Origin of the sequence: Streptococcus milleri (assembly GCF_900636525.1) — a bacterium.
In the GTDB taxonomy this organism is placed as follows: Bacteria; Bacillota; Bacilli; order Lactobacillales; family Streptococcaceae; genus Streptococcus; species Streptococcus hominis.
Map to the genome: position 1 here is coordinate 1,617,355 of NZ_LR134288.1, position 17,452 is coordinate 1,634,806.

Here is a 17,452-nt window from a genome sequence, read left to right on the forward strand (position 1 = left end):
TCCTTCAATATTTTATAAATTATGTTTCATTATATCATATGAGTTAAAGTATATAAAATTAAATTTTTATGACAATAATAATTTTTTGATATTATCCCCATTAAAACGAGTTCAAAATTGCTAATCTATAGTTGACTCAAAGATTATAACTGTTCTGCTATTCGCTCTGCCAGCACTTGATAGCCTGCGACCGTCAAATGCAGCCCGTCAGTGGTAAATGCTTCTTTTAATTGTCCTGTTTCGTCTAGTAGGGCGTCATAGACATTTACAAAAGTCACATTCATATAAGCAGAAGTCAACTCTTGATAGACATGGTTGAGACTTTGAACTTTTCGATTGCTTCTTAGATGAACGCGCTTTTTGTAAGTAGGGCTTTCATTGACTGGTAAAACAGACAGAAGGCAGATTTCTGCAAGAGGATAATTTCTAGCAATCGTTTGGATGATGCTTTCCACATTTTTTACCGTTTCTTGCTGCGGAATTTCCTTTCCAATATCATTAGTGCCGATGAGAAGAAAAATCTTATCAACTGCCTGCCCAAATAAAAAAGATTCTAAATGCTCTAGTAGCAAATCTGACCGATAACCTCGAATACCACGATTTATCACTGTTTTGGGCGTCTTCAACAGCTCGTACAATGGAAAATATTCAACTATAGAATCTCCCAGAAAAAGTACATCGGGATCTTTGATGGATATACAATTCAAATTTTGGTATTTTTTTCTAATTTGTTCTTGTTCATTTAAAAGCCATTGGTCTAGTAATTGAACTGTCATATACACGCTCCTTTGCTCAAATAGTTCTCTAATATTTTTAAGACTCCTGCCTCTGTATTGGCTGGTGCAAGGTGATCGGCAACTGTTTTTACTCTCGGATCAGCATTCTCCATAGCATAGGAAATCCCTGCTAATTGCAGCATTTCAATGTCATTTTCACTATCTCCAAAGGCCATGATGTCTTGCTCTTGAATTTTCCATTTTTGCATCAGTTGTTTCAATCCCCAAGCTTTATGGATCCCTTTTTGTAAAATATCAATCGCTCCATAACCGCTTGTGACCGCATTTAAGGTACCTTCAAAATCCTGATTGAGCTGTCGAGTAGCTTGAACTGCTACTTGCTCGTTTACCATCATACTCATTTTCAAGACTTGTGGAAAATCGTCCGGACGCAATGCTTCGACAAAGTTTATCTTTCGATAAAATTCTTGTGCCATTTCTGCTGTCATAACTTTTTCAATCATTGGAAAAGTTGTCCCCGTTTTGACAAAGGCACCATTTTCAGCTGTAACAACTAAGTGTACATCGCGTTCTCTCCCTTCAAAATAAGACAAAACCTGTGCCACCAAGTCCGGAGACCAACATGTGCCCAGCAGTATCTCGTTTTTATCAAAAATTCGCGCACCGTTTGCGGCAATCAAGGTCACGCGCTCCAATAAATCACCAAACAGCAGGCGCATTCGATGAATTTCATTACCAGTTGCCACCACAAACCGCATCTCCTGCTTGTCCAGCTCATCCAATATATTTTTCAACCGACCTCGATCGAATTCCCCTTTTTCATCTAAGAGCGTTCCGTCCATATCGGTCACAACCATCTTAATTGTCATGTTATCACCTTTAACAATCATTCATTTCAAATTCAAATCCCAACGTTCATTTATTTCATGATGTACAACTATCCTTTTACCATTTCTGTAATTCCGCTTGGATAATGCAGGACAGGATTGGCTACATTTACATCCTATTCAAAAGGATTATAGCACATTTAAAAAATATCAAAATAGTAAACAAACCTTTTTCTTCTATTTTACCAAAAAAGAGGGGTGAAGAGGAAACAATTGTATTCAAGCAAGGACTGGTCTTTTCGGGTATAGTTTTAAACTATATCCCTTCCTCTAAATTAACTATTTTTCAAAAGTGCTTAGCTTGTGTACAATAAAAAGTAAGAAATTTAGAAAGAGGCTTTTGACATGACACAATCAAAATTCCAACTCGTTGGCTCCTTACTCCGCCCAGCCAACCTACTTGCCTACAAAAATAAAATCGAACATCGTGATGATATTCACTATCCATTTTACGACAGTTTTCCCGGCTATCTTGAAACGGAGACAGCAGCGATAAAAAAAGTGATTGCTGATGAAAAGGCAAATGGTATTGATATTTTGACAGATGGTGAATATTCTAAGTCCATGTGGCATTTAGATTTTATTTGGGGACTTAAAGGTATTGAACGTTACATTGCAGACCACGGTTACACTTTCCAAGATCATGATGGCGGACAGTACGAAACACGTAAAGACATCGGTATTCGCATTACCCAGCCACTTTCAGGTAAAAATCATCATTTTTTAGATATTTACAAACTGCTCAAGGAAGAAGCTGGTGATACGCAAACAAAATTAACCATTTGGGGTCCTGCTCATGCTTATACAGAACTGGCTATCTTTGACAGGCTGGCTGGCGATGATCAAGTTTACAAAACAAATGAAGAATTAAAGACCGGTCTCATCAAGGCTTACAAAGAATTCTTGGCGGAATATAAAGAAGCTGGCGGTGAAATTATCCAGTTTGACGACTGCCTTTGGGAACTTTTTGACGAATCAAATCCTGCTTCATTTTTTGCCGATGGCAATGCTGCGCTGGCTGATTTAGCTGATGAATTCATTGCAATCAATAACGAAGTGGCTGATTATGGGCATCAATTAGGACTCAAAGTTTGGACACATAACTGCCGCGGAAACTATGAAAGCCGTTCAGCATCAGGCGGAACTTATGAAGCCATTGCGGAAAAATTCCTACGTGATCAGCACTATGACCGCTTTTTCTTAGAATGGGACAGTGATGTATCTGGTGACTTGAAGGCTCTTGCTTCTCTGAAATATAAAGATGTCGAAGTTGTCCTTGGACTTCTTTCTAGTAAGACAACTGATCTGGATGATGAAGAACGTGTGCTTCGTTTATTAGAACAAGCCAGCACCATCCTTCCTAAGGAACGTCTCCTGCTGTCACATCAATGCGGTTTTGCTTCCTGCGATTCAGGTAATGAACTAGCTATTCCACAACAATGGGCTAAAATCAAACAAGGTCAAGAAATCGCTAAAAAGTTTTGGGATTAAGTTGTACGCGACAACAGCTCTTGTGACTATTTAGTGATCCCTTATAAAATGCGAGACAAACTTCTTTTTGAGGTTTGTCTTTTTTGACCTTTGGCAATAAATACGACTGAAAAAGAATACTATTAAAATGATTTCTCTATTGAGAAATTTTTAAGGTAAAAACAACAGAGAGCGGCACTGAGATATTTTCCACCTGATATCTATGTTACAACTTTCAGTTCATTTGTTTAACACAAAAAAGGAGGTTGGAACAAAAATTCCCAACCTCATGTATTTTATCGTTTAGCTTGCAAGACGCAGTGGTTGGTTGGATAGCCTTATCCCTTGTTATACCGGCGATAGCGGCTATCCTAACCAACTGTGCGGAGGTGGGAGTAAAACAGTCCACTGGACTGTTTTAGGTCAGCAAGTAGAAACTAGGACTTGCTGAAAAATCAAATTCTTCGAATGACTGATTTTTTCCCACTCTCTATTTATAAGGAGCAAATTTATCAATTATACGGTCAACTCAATCTGATTGCCTTCTAAAGCCAGAATGCAGCTTTCATAGTAGCCATCACCCGTCAGACGTGGACCGCTTAAAAGTTGATAACCGTCTGCTTGGAGTCTAGCTGTCAATTCATCTACCTTTTCTCTGCTTCCTAGACTGAAAGCCAAATGATGATAGCCCAAAAAGAGAAGTTCTTGGTTGTTCTCCGCTAAACCTTCCTTTCGAGTCATGATTTCCAATCTTGCTCCTTCGTCAAAGCTGAGGAAATAAGACTGAAAACCTGTTTTCTGATTATGGTAGAGCTGATTACTTTTTGCTTCAAAATATGTTTCAAAGAAGCATTTCGCTCCTTCTAAATCTCGAACATAAAGGGCTGCATGCTCAATCTTCATAGAGTTTTTCTCCGTTCGTTGCAATAACTTCTTTATACCAATCAAATGATTTCTTCTTATAGCGAGCCAAAGTCCCTGTTCCATCGTCATTTCGGTCAACATAGATAAATCCGTAACGCTTGCTCATTTGAGCTGTTGAAGCAGACACGAGGTCAATACAGCCCCAAGTGGTATAGCCCCAGAGTTCAACACCATCTTCAATCGCTTCACCAACCTGTTGCAAATGTTGTTTAAGATAATCAATACGATAATCATCTTCAACAGTTGGATCATTAGGGCCATCCACCAAGACATCTTTAGCCCCGAGACCATTTTCTACGATAAAGAGCGGTAACTGGTAACGGTCATAGAAAGCATTGAGAACCAGACGCAGACCAATTGGATCCACTTGCCAACCCCATTCAGAACTTGCCAGATAAGGGTTTTGCAGACCACCTAGAACATTTCCACGACCAGAAGAATAACTTTCTGGGTCATGAGCTTGAACCACACTCATATAATAAGAGAAGGAGATGAAGTCCACGGTATGTTCTGCCATCAATTCCTTATCACCCGGCGCAAATTGAATCTCGATTCCATTTTCCTTGAAGAAACGGTTCATATATGCTGGGTATTTACCACGCGCATGAATATCTGAAAAGAGATAGTTTTGATTTTCAAACTCACGGGCAGCCAGTACATCCTCTGGTTTTGGCGTCATCGGATAAGCTGGCATGGCTAGTACCATACAACCAATCTTAAAGTCTGGATTGATTTCATGCCCAATCTTCGTTGCAAGAGCTGATGCCACTAGTTCGTGATGGACTGCTTGATAAAGGTCTTGCTTGGACAATTCTTCTACTGGTGTTGCAATCCCTCCGCTCATAAATGGCGCATGAAGAACGGAGTTGATTTCATTAAAGGTCAACCAATAGTTCACCTTGTCTTTGTAGCGAGTAAAGACAGTGCGAACATAGCGCTCATAAAAACCAATCAAATCACGATTTGCCCAACCATTGTACTTGCGTGCCAAGTGTAGCGGTGTTTCATAGTGCGATAAAGTCACTAAAGGCTCAATACCATATTTTGCCAATTCATCAAAGAGGTCGTCATAAAACTTTAGACCTGCTTCATTTGGCTCCGTTTCATCACCATTTGGGAAAATCCGTGACCATGCAATGGAAGTACGATAGACCTTGAAGCCCATTTCTGCAAAAAGGGCAATGTCTTCTTTGTAACGATGATAAAAGTCAATCCCTTCTAATTTAAGATTGTCTAGTGTTGGCTCATCTGTAATCAAAGGATTGAGATCACCTGCTTTAGCTGGCATGCCGCCTTTTGGTGTCACATCTTGAACTGAAAGACCTTTCCCGTCCACATTGTAAGCTCCTTCGTATTGATTGGCAGCTGTTGCACCGCCCCAAAGAAAATCTGCTGGAAATTTACTCATGACTTTTACCTCTTTTATTTTTTACTTAATTATATTATAATCTTAGACAAGAGTATTTTCTAACACAATTCTCTTATAAATTGGTATTATTCTACGAAAGAGGCAACACTTATGGATCTGGGAACATTACACAAAGATATCGTTTACAAAACTCAAGGCACTCCTTATTCTCTCACACGAACCATTACAAAAAACGGTCAGCCGGACATTCTCTTTCATTGGCATACGGATGTTGAGCTGGTTTATGTTCATGAGGGAACTGCGCAGTTTCACATTGATTATGATTACTTTAATAGTGAAGCAGGTGATATTATCCTGATTCGTCCCAATGCTCTTCACTCCATTCACCCGATTGAAAATCAACGCCACTATATGGATGCGATTAACTTTCATTTGGACTTAATGGGCTATTCTGCTATGGATCAAGCTAGTATTGAATATTTGCAGCCGCTTTATAATGGTCAGCTGGATTTTGTTCGTGTCATCAAGCCCAATCAGCCAGCCTATGCAGACATTCGGCAGTGTCTACTTGATGCCATGAAAACAGGCTATTATCATACAGAGTATTTTGAATTTCAGCTCAAAGCCCAGCTCAACCAACTCTTTTTTCTCTTATTTGAAAATGGCTATGTGATTTCAAAAGAGCAATCCTTAGAAGGCTATCGCAAGGAAGAAAAAATCCGTACCATCATTGACTATATCGGTAGTCATTATCAAGAGGAACTCACGATTGATCAGCTTGCTCAAATTTGTGGTTACAGCGATACCCATTTCATGAATTTCTTTAAGAAACATCTTGGGGTATCTTGCATGGAATACGTGATTCAATTTCGCTTGCGAAAAGCGGCTGAACTCTTGCAACACTCTACCTTGCCCGTCCTAGAAATTGCTACACAGTCTGGCTTTAACAATCTCTCTAACTTCAATCGTCAGTTTAAAAAGTATTACCAAATAACTCCTAGTCAATATCGGAAAAAATAACAAGGAGGCATTCAATGAAAGATACTATCTGGTTGTTTCCGCTGCTATTCATTTTTCATGATTTGGAAGAAATCATCGGCTTCATGCCGTGGATAGAGCGAAATGAAAAACTGCTGGCGAAAAAAGCTACCTTCATTCTAAATACCCACAAAGGCTTATCCACAGAAGGTTTCGCGCTAGCTGTAGCAGAGGAATTTGTCGTGGTGCTCCTCGTCTCGTTCTTTGCTCTTTTTTACCATACTCGCCTACTTTACCTCATCTGGCTGGGCGGATTTGTCGCTTTCGCTCTTCATCTGGTGGTTCATATCCTGCAAGCTATCTGGCTTAGACGCTATATCCCAGCTCTTGCGACCTCTATCCTGTGCTTACCAGTTAGCAGTATCATCATTTGGAAAGCAAGCACTTTACTTCGTGTCAACACATCTGAGCTGCTCTTTTTCAGTCTCATTGGTATTCTCATTCTCATCAGTAATCTCTTTTTTGCACTCTGGTTAGGGAGGCAGTTTTCTGGGTGGCTGAATAAGATTTTTTACAACTCGGAAAAAATTGAAAAACTTTAACATAAATGGTACACTAAAAATGTAAACGAATTCACAAAAATTAGAAATACGGCATTATAGTTTTGAGAAATAAGGGGGGAAGAATTATGAAAAAAGTCATATACTCGTCAATTGTTTTCTTATTAGCCTTCATTGTGATTACTGCGTGTGTTCATGGAAACACAGCACCAGCAAAACCATCAGATACTGTTAAAGCCAAGCAAACACAACGTTCTCATTTTTCTGCCTCTCAACAAAATTCTTCTAGTTCAAGCCAGACAAGTTCTTCTCAAACCTCAACTGCTGGAGAAAACAATTCTTCAGCTACTAATAAAACAGTCCCCTCTGAATCTATAGATAGTACCGACCCAAAAAGTCATGTAGGAGGGGAAAAGGTTCAACTAAATATCTCTACAATTGTCCAACGACGGTGGAATTACTGCGCACCAGCAACCGTATCTATGATACTGGCAAGTCAAGGTCTTCAGGTTGACCAAGCCCAGCTAGCCAATGAAATAGGAACAGATGAAACTTTTGGAACTCATAATAGCAATGCTATAAAAGTTTTAAATCGCCATTTGTTTGGCTACGATGTACCATCAGGAAATCAAGCAGGATATCGTTTAGCAACTGTAACCAATCCTAATTCTGATTCAGAAGATATGAGATTATTCAAAAAACGCCTGATTCAAAATATCAATGGCGGCTATCCAATGTACTACACTTTCAATAATAGCAAAATATATCCCGGCAAAAGTGGAGAGCATAATGTTATCGGTGTAGGATATGTCTTAACAGAAGATGGTTCAGATGTTGCTTATGTCTATTATTTAGATCCATCTTATTTAGTCCAAGATTCTGTTTATGGAGGGTTAAAAATTGTGAGTCCAGAAGAATTGCTAAATGCAATGGTAAGTTGTACTGAACCAAATTATGCATGGTAAAAATCCTCTATACTATTGAATTTTACCAAAAACAAAAAGCCAGAAATTCTCAACGCAAGAATCTCTGGTCTTTTTTCTAAAGGAATAAACTTATTCGTTCCATTTCAAATTGACATGCTCATTCATTTCCTGATAAGCAGTGTCAATTCGCTCTTTGGTGGCTTGGTCTAGTTTGTCACGGTATTTTCCACCTTCAATGAAATCTTCTAAAATATAGGTCTGATAGGTGTAGAGAGGATAGCCTTCTGGTGAATACGTTCCTTTCGCCACACGACTAACCCAACTTGGATGCGCCTGTACTTTCTTGATAATCGTCCCTTTCTGTGATTTCTCAACTGTCACGTCCATGAGCACGCCGCGTTCTGTCCATTTTTTATTTTCCACACCGTCCATCGTCTCAATACGCTGATTGGAGATGAAATTTCCCATAGAATAGATAATGAATTTCTTTTGTCCATTTTGTTCGACGACTTCTGACGGCTCAACAACATGCGGATGTCCTCCAAAAATAATATCCGCTCCCCACTCAATCATCTTATGATAAAGAGTTTTTTGCTCCTGTGTCGGTTCCAATTGATATTCAACCCCCATCTGAGGCATGACAACGGTAATGTCTGCCTCTTTTTCGGCTCGCTCAATTTCTTTTTTCATCTTTTCTTCATTTAAATCTGACAAATGATGATTGTAGTCTGCCCGAGAGAGGTTTTCTTCCAAGCCATTAAATCCATAAGAATAAGCTAGAAGTGCAATTTTAATCCCATTTACTTTTTTAATGACAAGTGACGATTTATCCCGATTTTCATGAGTGTAAACCCCAATTGGTGTAATGTCTTGTTTTTCAAAAGCCTCCACTGTTGTGGTAACACCTTCCAATTGGGAATCCAAAATATGATTGTGTGCCAAATCCACCACTTGATAACCAGCATCTTTGATAGCGGATACCACCGACTCTGGCGCATTGAACAGCGGGTAGCCTGCCAAAGGATAATTTGGTCGAATCGTCCCCTCAAAGTCTCCTAATACCAAGTCCGCCTTTTTCAACCAAGGTTTGACATATTGATAATTCTCTGTGAAATCATACGTCCCATCTGACTGTAAGGCACTCATATATAGAAGGTCATGATACAGCAAATCTCCATTTGCCATGATACGAGCCGTCTGTACACCGTTTGGGGAAGAGGACGTTTTTTTCTTTTGTACAATACTTGTTTTTGTCGACTTTGCCTTAATCTTAACGCTATCGTTTATTTTCTCAGCTAATAAAATCCCACTTGCTACTAAAAACACTACGCAAAGCAAGCCTAAAATAAACTGCCAATTAGTTGCTGACTGTATTTTTCGTTCTGATCTTTTCATGTTCCATTCTCCTCTATCTACATTGTAGCACAAAGAAGCAAACATGACGCAGGAAATGATAAATAATAAAAAGGACAAAGCATGCTTGTAGTAGCTCTAGTTGATTTTTTCGACCAACTGTTTTGGAACTCTACAAATTTTGCTTGTCCTTTTCTTAGATTATTTACTTACTTTCAGCAAATCATCGCCTAGTTTCACATCTCCGCCAGCTAATGCTTCAACTGTCTTATAATCAGCTGTATTGGTTACAATGATTGGAGTTGTAACAGGATAACCTGCTTTTTTGATAGTATCTATATCAAAGCTTAGCAATAATTGACCCGCCTTGACCTTTGAGCCTTGAGTAACATGAGCCATAAACCCTTCTCCTTCAAGAGCGACTGTATCCATGCCCACGTGAATCAAGATTTCAGCGCCATCATCAGTCGCTAAGCCAATCGCATGGTTGGTTGGGAAAAGCAGACGAATCACACCGTCAGCAGGAGCGACAACTTCGCCAACACTAGGCTCAATTGCTATACCTTGACCCATTGCACCACTTGCAAAAACAGCATCAGGCGTATCTTCGAGTGCGACCACTTTCCCGCTAAGCGGAGCTGTGATGACTTGCTCAGGAGTAATCTCTTCAACTGGCAGACTGATTTCTTCAGCAGCGACTTCTTGTGCTCCACCATAAAGAGTTGGAATCTTTGTAAATTGGGTCAATACAAATCCAAGAACAAAACTGATTGCAATTGCTACAAGGAAGTGAATGAGTAATAGTGAATCTTTTGGATCAATGAAAGACGGAATCGCAAAGAGCCCCATTCCACCCATTACTTGCATTTTGGCATTAAAGAAAGCGAGATAAGCTCCTTGAACCGCACCGGCAATACAAGTCATAATAAATGGTGTTCGCATTGGCAAAGTAAGCCCGTAAATAGCTGGTTCTGTTACCCCAAACAAAGCTGAGATAAAGGCTGGAATAGCCAACTGTTTGACTTTTTCTTCTTTTGTACGCAAGAAGATATTGAGCAATGCTCCTGCTTGCGCAAAGCAAATAGCAATGGAAGCTACAAGAATGACACCTGGTCCTTTTTGTAATTCCAAAATTGCAAGCGGCACCAATCCCCAGTGGAGACCGAACATAACCAGCACTTGCCACAAAGCACCCAGAATAATTCCATAAATAATTGGGCTGAAGCTATAAATACCTGTGAAAATAGCACCGACTATATCAGAAGCCCATGTCATGACTGGTCCAATAACAAGAAATGATAACGGTACCGTGATTAAGATAACAAAGAATGGAACAACAAAGACTTTGACAACATCTGGAATAATTCGTTTAAAGAATTTTTCAATTTTTGAGCCGACCCAAATTGCTAGAATGATTGGCAATACAGTTGATAGATAACTAGAAGCAGGGAAGATAACCGGCAAACCTAAAAAAGTTGCGTAGATTTTTGACTCAATAAAAGTTCCTGCAAATAGCGTGTAGAGTGGTTTAGCAGCTGTAAAGCTAGCTGCGATTATTTGGATAGACCAAGGCAAAGCCAATTGCAAGCGCTGTGAATTTTTCCATTTTAAACCGCTTAGCAGCAGTCAAAGCCAGAATCAATGGTAAGAATTGGAAGAATCCATCACCAGCGGCATTTAAGATGACATAAGCACCGTCTGTCGACTTAACACCACAAGCTGCCATAATGGCAACTACACCTTTGATCATACCAGCTGCAGAAAGAGCTCCCAGCATTGGTTGGAAAAGTCCTGACACCAAAGCGATAAATCGGTCAAATAGATTTCCTTGCGGAACATCTCCCTCATCCACATCAATACTTCCCTCACCAGAAATGCCTGCTTCCTTAATGACCGCCGCATACACATCTGGCACATGGTTCCCAATCACCACTTGGTATTGTCCACCAGCTTTTACAACCGTTACAATACCGTCTCTATTTTTCAAGTATTCCGTGTCTGCCTTGCTCTCATCTTTCAGAGAAAAACGCAAACGCGTCACACAGTGCACTAACTTGATGATATTTTCCTTGCCACCAACGTGAGCAACAATATCCTGAGCTAAGTCAGTATAATCTTTTGCCATAATGGACCTCCTTTATTTTTTAGGTCAGCTGTGTTGTTGCACATATAAATATATAACAACGATAACAAAAAAACCTAAACACATACCAAATAGAAAGTAGTTCCCCTACTTCATATCTCGTATTTGTCTAGGTTTTGCCTGCATGACCAGTAACAATCCATGAATTAAGTATAACACAAGTTTCTAAAAATGCAAGCGGTTTCTAAAAGTTTTTTTAAAATTTGAAAAAATCGTTATCAAACTAGAGATAGAGCTACCATTCAATAACGAAGTAAGACAATTAAAAAACTTTGATTGGATTATCACCAACCAAAGTTTTGATTTATAAGAATGTGTAAAATCGTTTTTTTTACTTCATCTCATTTGTCAGCCGCTCGTATACATCAACGACTTCTTTTGCCAAGTCAATGAAAGTCAAACTTGTCATCAAATGATCCTGAGCATGCACCATCAAAAGACTAAGCTCAATCTTTTCACCTTGAGCTTCCTGTGTCAGCATTTCTGTCTGTGACTTGTGTGCTAAAACTAATGCCTCATCTGCTGCTTTTAACTTTTCACGTGCTTCTTCAAAAAGGCCTTTTTTAGCTTTTTGAATCGCTTCAAAAGCATTGCTCTTCGCCTCGCCGCCATACATAATGAGGGACATGATACTTTCTAAATTTGAATTTTCCATATCAACCTTCTAGCCTCCGATCAGTTCCTCAGCTAACGCTAGCACCTTTGAACCGTTCATCATGCCATAATCCACCATTGGGATAACTCCAACTGGGATATTCTTTTGAGCTAACTTTTCTGTAAATTGATCTAAAAGATAGCGCACTTGCGGGCCCAATAACAAGACATCTACTTCCTTCTCAGAAAGGATATCATCTACTTCTGGTGCTGGAACTGCAAAAATTTCTGCATCTAATCCTTTTTCATCAGCTGCAGCTTGCATTTTTGTAACAAGCAAGCTGGTACTCATACCTGCAGCACATGCTAACATAATGGTTGTTTTAGCCATGTTTACTCCTTCTATTTTATCAAATAATTACTCTCTACCGATTAACGGATCTTGCTAAACGTGACACAGTATGCCGAACGCCACGAATAGTATTGCTCAGTGCATAAATATTATCCACTACTGCCAAACCACCATAGCCTGCATCCCCAATATGTTGAATATCCACACCACAAATTTTATTACGAAGTGCGATTTGTTTAATCGTATCCACATCTGATGTCTCTTGGCTAGTGCCAATAGCACTTAAAACTAAACCTTTTTTACTATGTACTAAATCTACGACAGCTCTCATTTCCTCATCGCTGAAAGCAGGAACCGTTCCAACGGCTGGCACCAAAATCACATCTGCACCCGCGTCTAATAATTTCTCAGCTGTCTGAAGATCTGCAACCGGCTCGGATACCCCTGCACCGTGCATTTTCCCAGCTATAATCAAACCTGAAAAATGCTGCTTAGCTAATTTTACTGCATCAATAATTTCTTTATTGCTAACTCCTGTTCCTGGATTACCTGTTAAGCAGACAAAATCAAAGCCTAATTTTTCAATTTGTTCAAAAGAAGCCTGACTAGCTTGCCGACCGGCAGCAATCACTTGTACTTCTTCCAACATATCAGCTTCCAAATCAACAGGTTCTAGATTGACCCCAATTGGTGCTCCGACTAAGCGATGCAATTCGTGAACAATTTGCTCTTTTTTACAATCTAAGCCACATATTTCTGGCTGAAAAACATCTAAACAATTCAGTAAAATCATATCTGCGCCGAAAGCTCTTGCAATTTCAGCATTAGTGATATCTCCGATAAAGGTTTCACGAATGACCACATTTTCAGATAAGACAACCCGCCCTTCACTCGCTTGAATGCTTTGCTTGAGCTCTTGGGCTGTCATATTCAAAATTTCCGAAGGATTTGCACTAATTAATCGTTTCATATTCTCATCTCCCTACTGATTTTCTTCTGCTTTAAAGCGTTTTTCAATAGCAATTACAAATGGAATATAGATTAAAATATCAATTACAATAAGAACAGCTTGTAAAATAGACGCTTTAAAACTTCCCGTTGCCAGCAAGCCACTAATAATCGGAGGAGTTGTCCAACCTGGGTCAGTATATGTTAACGGTACAAGACCACTTGCCATGGATGACCATGCAACGATGAGATTCGCAATCGGTGTCAAAATAAATGGGAACAGAAGCAAAATGTTTAAGACAATTGGAACACCAAACATCGTTGGCTCATTGATATTGAACAAACCTGGAACCACTGTAATAGGTGCCAGTGTTTTGATCTGCTTGCTTGATTTTTTCTTTTTCGCTAAATAACCAAGTGCCAATACAAGTCCAATGGTAGCACCTCCGCCACCAATAAAGACAAAGTTATCCATAAAGACACTGGTAAAGATATGTGGTAGTTTTTCCCCTGCTTGATAAGCAACTTTATTGGCATCGAGATTCGAAAGCCACAATGGTTTCATAACCGCATTGACAACATTTCCTCCATGAAGTCCAACAAACCAGAATGAACTATTTAAAGCAACTAGAATCATCAAACCAAATAAATTATTACCTAGTAGACCTAGCGGTTTTCCTAAAACAGTTTGAGCTACCGCATGCAAATTTGGTAGTTTTAAACTTGCTAAAAGGGCATAAACCAACAACCAGCCTGTGATAATCACTGCACCTGGAATAATGGCGCTGAAACTTTTTGAAACTGCCGGTGGAACACCATCAGGCATTTTAATTTGGACATTATGATTGATGAACCATTGATAGATATAACCATTCACTAAACCAAGAATGATTGCTACAAAAAGGCCTTGTGAAGCTAAAAATGCTGTGGGAACACCGTTTCCTGTTTTAGTAGCAAGGAATGGTGTCACTGTGATAAAGGCAGCAAGCGAGATAATCCCAGAAGGAATCCCATCCACTTTGTATTGGCGGCTCATATAGTAGGCAATCCCAAAACTGGCTACCAAACCAATCAGACCAAAACTACTATCCACGCCTTTCCATAGATAGGCAGAAACCCCAATTTTTGTCAAATAAGCTTCCCATCCTGAAACAGGAAAACTAGCAATGACCATAAACAAAGAACCAATCAACAGTAATGGTACCGCAAGCGTAATGCCGTCCCGAATTGCTACTAAACCTTTATTGTTCCCCAACTTAATAGCAATAGGCATTAGTTTTGCTTGTAAAAATTTGTCCATCTTTACAATCTCCTTTGATTATAATATATTATTAAATAGCAGACAAAATCAACTTTATCTCGCTTTTTAATTATATTTTAAAAAAATATTCTAAAAAGTCAAGCGCTTTCACTTATATTTGATAATTTTTTATAATCAATATATAATAGATGCAGGGAAGGATGGTAGATAATGAATCAAACGAAAAAACAAGCTGAGTTACGAACAATTATTTTAGATAAAATTTACGCCAAGGGGCCAATTTCTCGCATTGATATTTCAAAAGAGACGGGCATTACTCCTGCTACAGTTAGTGCGATTACAGGAAGTTTGATCCAAGAAAAACTGCTGTATGAGCTGGGGGAAGATGAAGAACACACAAAAGTCGGGCGAAAGAAAATTCTCTTGGGTATAAAAAAACAGCACTCTTATTTCATCGGCTGTGAACTGTCTGAAAAATACTTTTCTTTTGTATTGAGTGATAATACAGGAAATGTGATTGATAAAAATAAAGCAACCGTCACCTCGGAAAAAATTCTAGCAGAAGGCGCTGATTTGTTTTGTCATTTACTTGAACAATTCATTTTTCGGAACAATTCCTATACAATTCAAGCCGTGGGAGTAGCTATCCCTGGACGCTATTTGCACAATGACTTGATTACAACAAACAATCAAACATGGAAACAATTTGATCTAGCGAAGATTAAAAACGAGTTTTCTTTTCCAATTTACTTTTCTAATAATGTCAATTGCATGGCACTAGCAAAGCGCCTTTTTTCTGCTTACCAACTGGATGAGAATTTTATCTATTTTCATTTTGCACGGGGTATGCACTGCTCTTATATGTACAATGGCAAAATCTACGGTAAAAGCAATATTGTCATCGGCGAAATTGGTCATACCGTTGTTTGTCCTGACGGAGAAGTCTGTGGTTGCGGACGCAGAGGCTGTTTGCAGACTTATGCTAGTGAAAGCTGGCTGATAAAAAAAGCAAAAATCATCTTTGAAACTGCGGAGTTGACACATTTAAAATCACTTGTCACAGATAAAGAAGAGATCACGATTCAAACTATCCTCACAGCATATAACTTAGGAGACCAAGCTATTCTCAATCTCCTTCATTTGGCATTTAAGTATTTGGCACAATCCCTGCTAAACCTTAGCATGATGATTGATGCAAAGAAAATTTATCTGCACAGTCCCATCTTGACTGATGACAAAGTCATTGCAGCTTTCTATCAAGAAATCTCACAACAACCAAAACTACTCTTCAAAGACTTGCCTGAACTCATTATCGAGCCTTACAATGACTTCACTGGTGCAACAGCTGGCGTTGCGCTTTGTCTGCAAAAGGAGTTTTTATCCATTTAGCTTCATTATGGCTCATAAGCTTGTTATACTTATTACAAAAATTAGAGGTTAGAACAATTGTTACGAACCTCTAATTTTTACTATACAATACAAGATGGACTTACTAATTGGTCTGAAATGTTTATAAAGAAAGAACCTCTATTGTGTCAAAGAGATTCTTCAAAGATTCGTTTAGAATTTTCATTTTAAATAACTGCATCCACCGTCAGGACTTGCCCATCCTTTACGACTTGCTCACCTGCTATATAGACATCTTTAACATCATTTCCCTTGACAGCATAGATGAGGTGGGAGAGCATCTTTTCTTCTGGATACAAGTGTACTTTACCTTTTGGCTGAATGATTAAAAAATCTGCTTGTTTGCCAACTTCTAGGCTGCCGATTTGATCATCCATGCCGAGTGCTTTGGCGCCTTCAATTGTCATTGTTTTCAAAGCCTGCTCAATGGTAAATTGGGTGGCATCACTTGTGCGCATTTTTTGTAAAAGAGCAGCGGTACGACTTTCTTCAAACATATCCAAATTATTATTAGAAGCGACCGAGTCCGTTGCAAGTCCGACTGTCACGCCAGCCTGAACCAAGTCTGTTACGGGAGCAATGCCAGATGCTAATTTGAGATTGCTGATGGGATTGTGGGCGATATGAATCTTAGAGGCTGTTAGTTCTGCAATTTCTCGCTCATTTAATTCCACACCGTGGGCAAAAATCCCCTCATGCTCCAGATAGCCTAATTCTTTCAAGAAAACAAGTGGACGTTTTCCATAACGCTCTAAAATCATGCCATTTTCTGCTTGTGTTTCTGCCACGTGGATATGCAATTTCAGCTGTAATTCACGCGCCAGCTCCAAGCTTCCCTTTAGCAAATCCTTACTGCAACTATATGGCGCATGTGGTGCTACCATTACTTTAAAGCGGTCATCGTTGTAGGACAGAATTTCCTCAATAATAGTCCGAGTACGCGCCAAGGTTTCTTCCGTCGTCTCCATATCGGAGCTAAACAAAGTCGGTGAAAAATAACAACGCATTTTAGAGCGTGCCACCACTTCATGAATCTGCCCAATTTCAACACCATTGGGATTGTACATATCATTAAAAGTCGTCGTCCCAGTCTGAAGCATTTCTGTAAGTGCCAGCTTGACAGCTCTTGTTGTGACCTCTGGTGTAAACTCGCTTTCTGCCGGCCAGATATAACCTTCTAGCCATTCGTGGAGATTGCTGTCGTCTCGAATGCCACGCAGTGTGGTCATAGCAGAGTGGGTATGGCAATTGACTAGACCAGGCATAAGCCAAGCTCCCTCACAATCTACTGTCTCATCTGCCCGCGCTTCCCAAGTAGCGTCCTCATTCCCACAATAAACAATCTTGTCCCCGTTTACCACCAGCAGCCCATTTCGATAGACATGAAAATCTACGTCACATGTCACCAAATTCACCTGTTTAAATGCTTTCATCGCTTCTCCTTTAAATAAGAGTCACAAGACATCCAATTACTATGCATTTGTCAGCGTAGCAATCGCAAAAACAAAAGTCGTATGGGACGATCATTTCACACTACCCTATG

General features: G+C 39.5%; 15 protein-coding genes and 1 pseudogene. 5 read left to right on the forward strand and 11 right to left on the reverse strand.

Going from position 1 to position 17,452, the window contains the following annotated elements:
* Positions 1–143 precede the first annotated feature (143 nt).
* Both EL087_RS07950 and EL087_RS07955 read right to left on the reverse strand, forming a co-directional pair.
* On the reverse strand, positions 144–776 hold the full coding sequence (locus tag EL087_RS07950) for an SGNH/GDSL hydrolase family protein (RefSeq protein ID WP_126407867.1): 633 nt from the start codon (positions 774–776) through the stop codon (positions 144–146).
* Positions 773–1,606, reverse strand: coding sequence for a Cof-type HAD-IIB family hydrolase (locus EL087_RS07955; RefSeq protein ID WP_126407869.1), 834 nt, complete (start codon positions 1,604–1,606; stop codon positions 773–775). The genes EL087_RS07950 and EL087_RS07955 overlap by 4 nt, the downstream gene beginning before the upstream one ends.
* A gap of 363 nt (positions 1,607–1,969) precedes the next feature.
* Between EL087_RS07955 and EL087_RS07960 the strand changes: the two genes are divergently transcribed.
* Positions 1,970–3,115 (forward strand): cobalamin-independent methionine synthase II family protein, encoded by a 1,146-nt coding sequence (locus EL087_RS07960; RefSeq protein WP_126407871.1) that lies wholly within the window; start codon positions 1,970–1,972, stop codon positions 3,113–3,115.
* Positions 3,116–3,610: 495 nt separating this feature from the next.
* Here the strand turns inward: EL087_RS07960 and EL087_RS07965 are convergent, their stop codons facing one another.
* The gene (locus EL087_RS07965; RefSeq protein WP_126407873.1) at positions 3,611–3,997 is read right to left on the reverse strand and encodes a VOC family protein; all 387 of its coding nucleotides are present in this window, start codon (positions 3,995–3,997) and stop codon (positions 3,611–3,613) included.
* A complete protein-coding gene (locus EL087_RS07970; protein WP_126407875.1) occupies positions 3,987–5,426 on the reverse strand; it encodes a glycoside hydrolase family 1 protein in 1,440 nt (479 codons plus the stop codon). Before EL087_RS07970 ends, EL087_RS07965 begins: the two co-directional genes overlap by 11 nt.
* A gap of 111 nt (positions 5,427–5,537) precedes the next feature.
* Here EL087_RS07970 and EL087_RS07975 point away from each other — a divergent pair, with 111 nt between their 5' ends.
* From EL087_RS07975 to EL087_RS07985, 3 genes are all read left to right on the forward strand, one after another.
* Positions 5,538–6,407 carry an AraC family transcriptional regulator gene (locus tag EL087_RS07975; RefSeq protein ID WP_106083228.1) on the forward strand — a complete coding sequence of 290 codons (870 nt, stop codon included), beginning with the start codon at positions 5,538–5,540 and terminating at the stop codon, positions 6,405–6,407.
* A gap of 14 nt (positions 6,408–6,421) precedes the next feature.
* Positions 6,422–6,967, forward strand: coding sequence for an HXXEE domain-containing protein (locus tag EL087_RS07980; protein ID WP_126407877.1), 546 nt, complete (start codon positions 6,422–6,424; stop codon positions 6,965–6,967).
* Between the two features lie 86 nt (positions 6,968–7,053).
* On the forward strand, positions 7,054–7,890 hold the full coding sequence (locus EL087_RS07985; protein WP_126407879.1) for a C39 family peptidase: 837 nt from the start codon (positions 7,054–7,056) through the stop codon (positions 7,888–7,890).
* Between the two features lie 90 nt (positions 7,891–7,980).
* Here the strand turns inward: EL087_RS07985 and EL087_RS07990 are convergent, their stop codons facing one another.
* From EL087_RS07990 to EL087_RS08015, 6 genes and pseudogenes are all read right to left on the reverse strand, one after another.
* Complete coding sequence (locus EL087_RS07990; protein WP_126407881.1) at positions 7,981–9,246, reverse strand: CapA family protein; 1,266 nt, start codon at positions 9,244–9,246, stop codon at positions 7,981–7,983.
* 159 nt (positions 9,247–9,405) lie between these two features.
* Positions 9,406–11,329: pseudogene (locus EL087_RS07995) on the reverse strand (beta-glucoside-specific PTS transporter subunit IIABC).
* 349 nt (positions 11,330–11,678) lie between these two features.
* A complete protein-coding gene (locus EL087_RS08000) occupies positions 11,679–12,002 on the reverse strand; it encodes a PTS lactose/cellobiose transporter subunit IIA (protein WP_049534129.1) in 324 nt (107 codons plus the stop codon).
* A gap of 9 nt (positions 12,003–12,011) precedes the next feature.
* On the reverse strand, positions 12,012–12,332 hold the full coding sequence (locus EL087_RS08005) for a PTS sugar transporter subunit IIB (protein ID WP_126407883.1): 321 nt from the start codon (positions 12,330–12,332) through the stop codon (positions 12,012–12,014).
* A 34-nt stretch (positions 12,333–12,366) separates the two neighbouring features.
* On the reverse strand, positions 12,367–13,263 hold the full coding sequence (locus EL087_RS08010; protein WP_126407885.1) for a haloacid dehalogenase-like hydrolase: 897 nt from the start codon (positions 13,261–13,263) through the stop codon (positions 12,367–12,369).
* A 12-nt stretch (positions 13,264–13,275) separates the two neighbouring features.
* A complete protein-coding gene (locus EL087_RS08015) occupies positions 13,276–14,541 on the reverse strand; it encodes a PTS sugar transporter subunit IIC (protein WP_126407887.1) in 1,266 nt (421 codons plus the stop codon).
* A gap of 171 nt (positions 14,542–14,712) precedes the next feature.
* Between EL087_RS08015 and EL087_RS08020 the strand changes: the two genes are divergently transcribed.
* Entirely contained in the window at positions 14,713–15,891 is a 1,179-nt protein-coding gene (locus EL087_RS08020; RefSeq protein ID WP_126407888.1) for an ROK family transcriptional regulator, read from the forward strand.
* 185 nt (positions 15,892–16,076) lie between these two features.
* On the opposite strand, the gene EL087_RS08025 is transcribed toward EL087_RS08020, so the two are convergent.
* A complete protein-coding gene (locus EL087_RS08025; protein WP_126407889.1) occupies positions 16,077–17,342 on the reverse strand; it encodes a TRZ/ATZ family protein in 1,266 nt (421 codons plus the stop codon).
* Between the last annotated feature and the right edge of the window lie 110 nt (positions 17,343–17,452).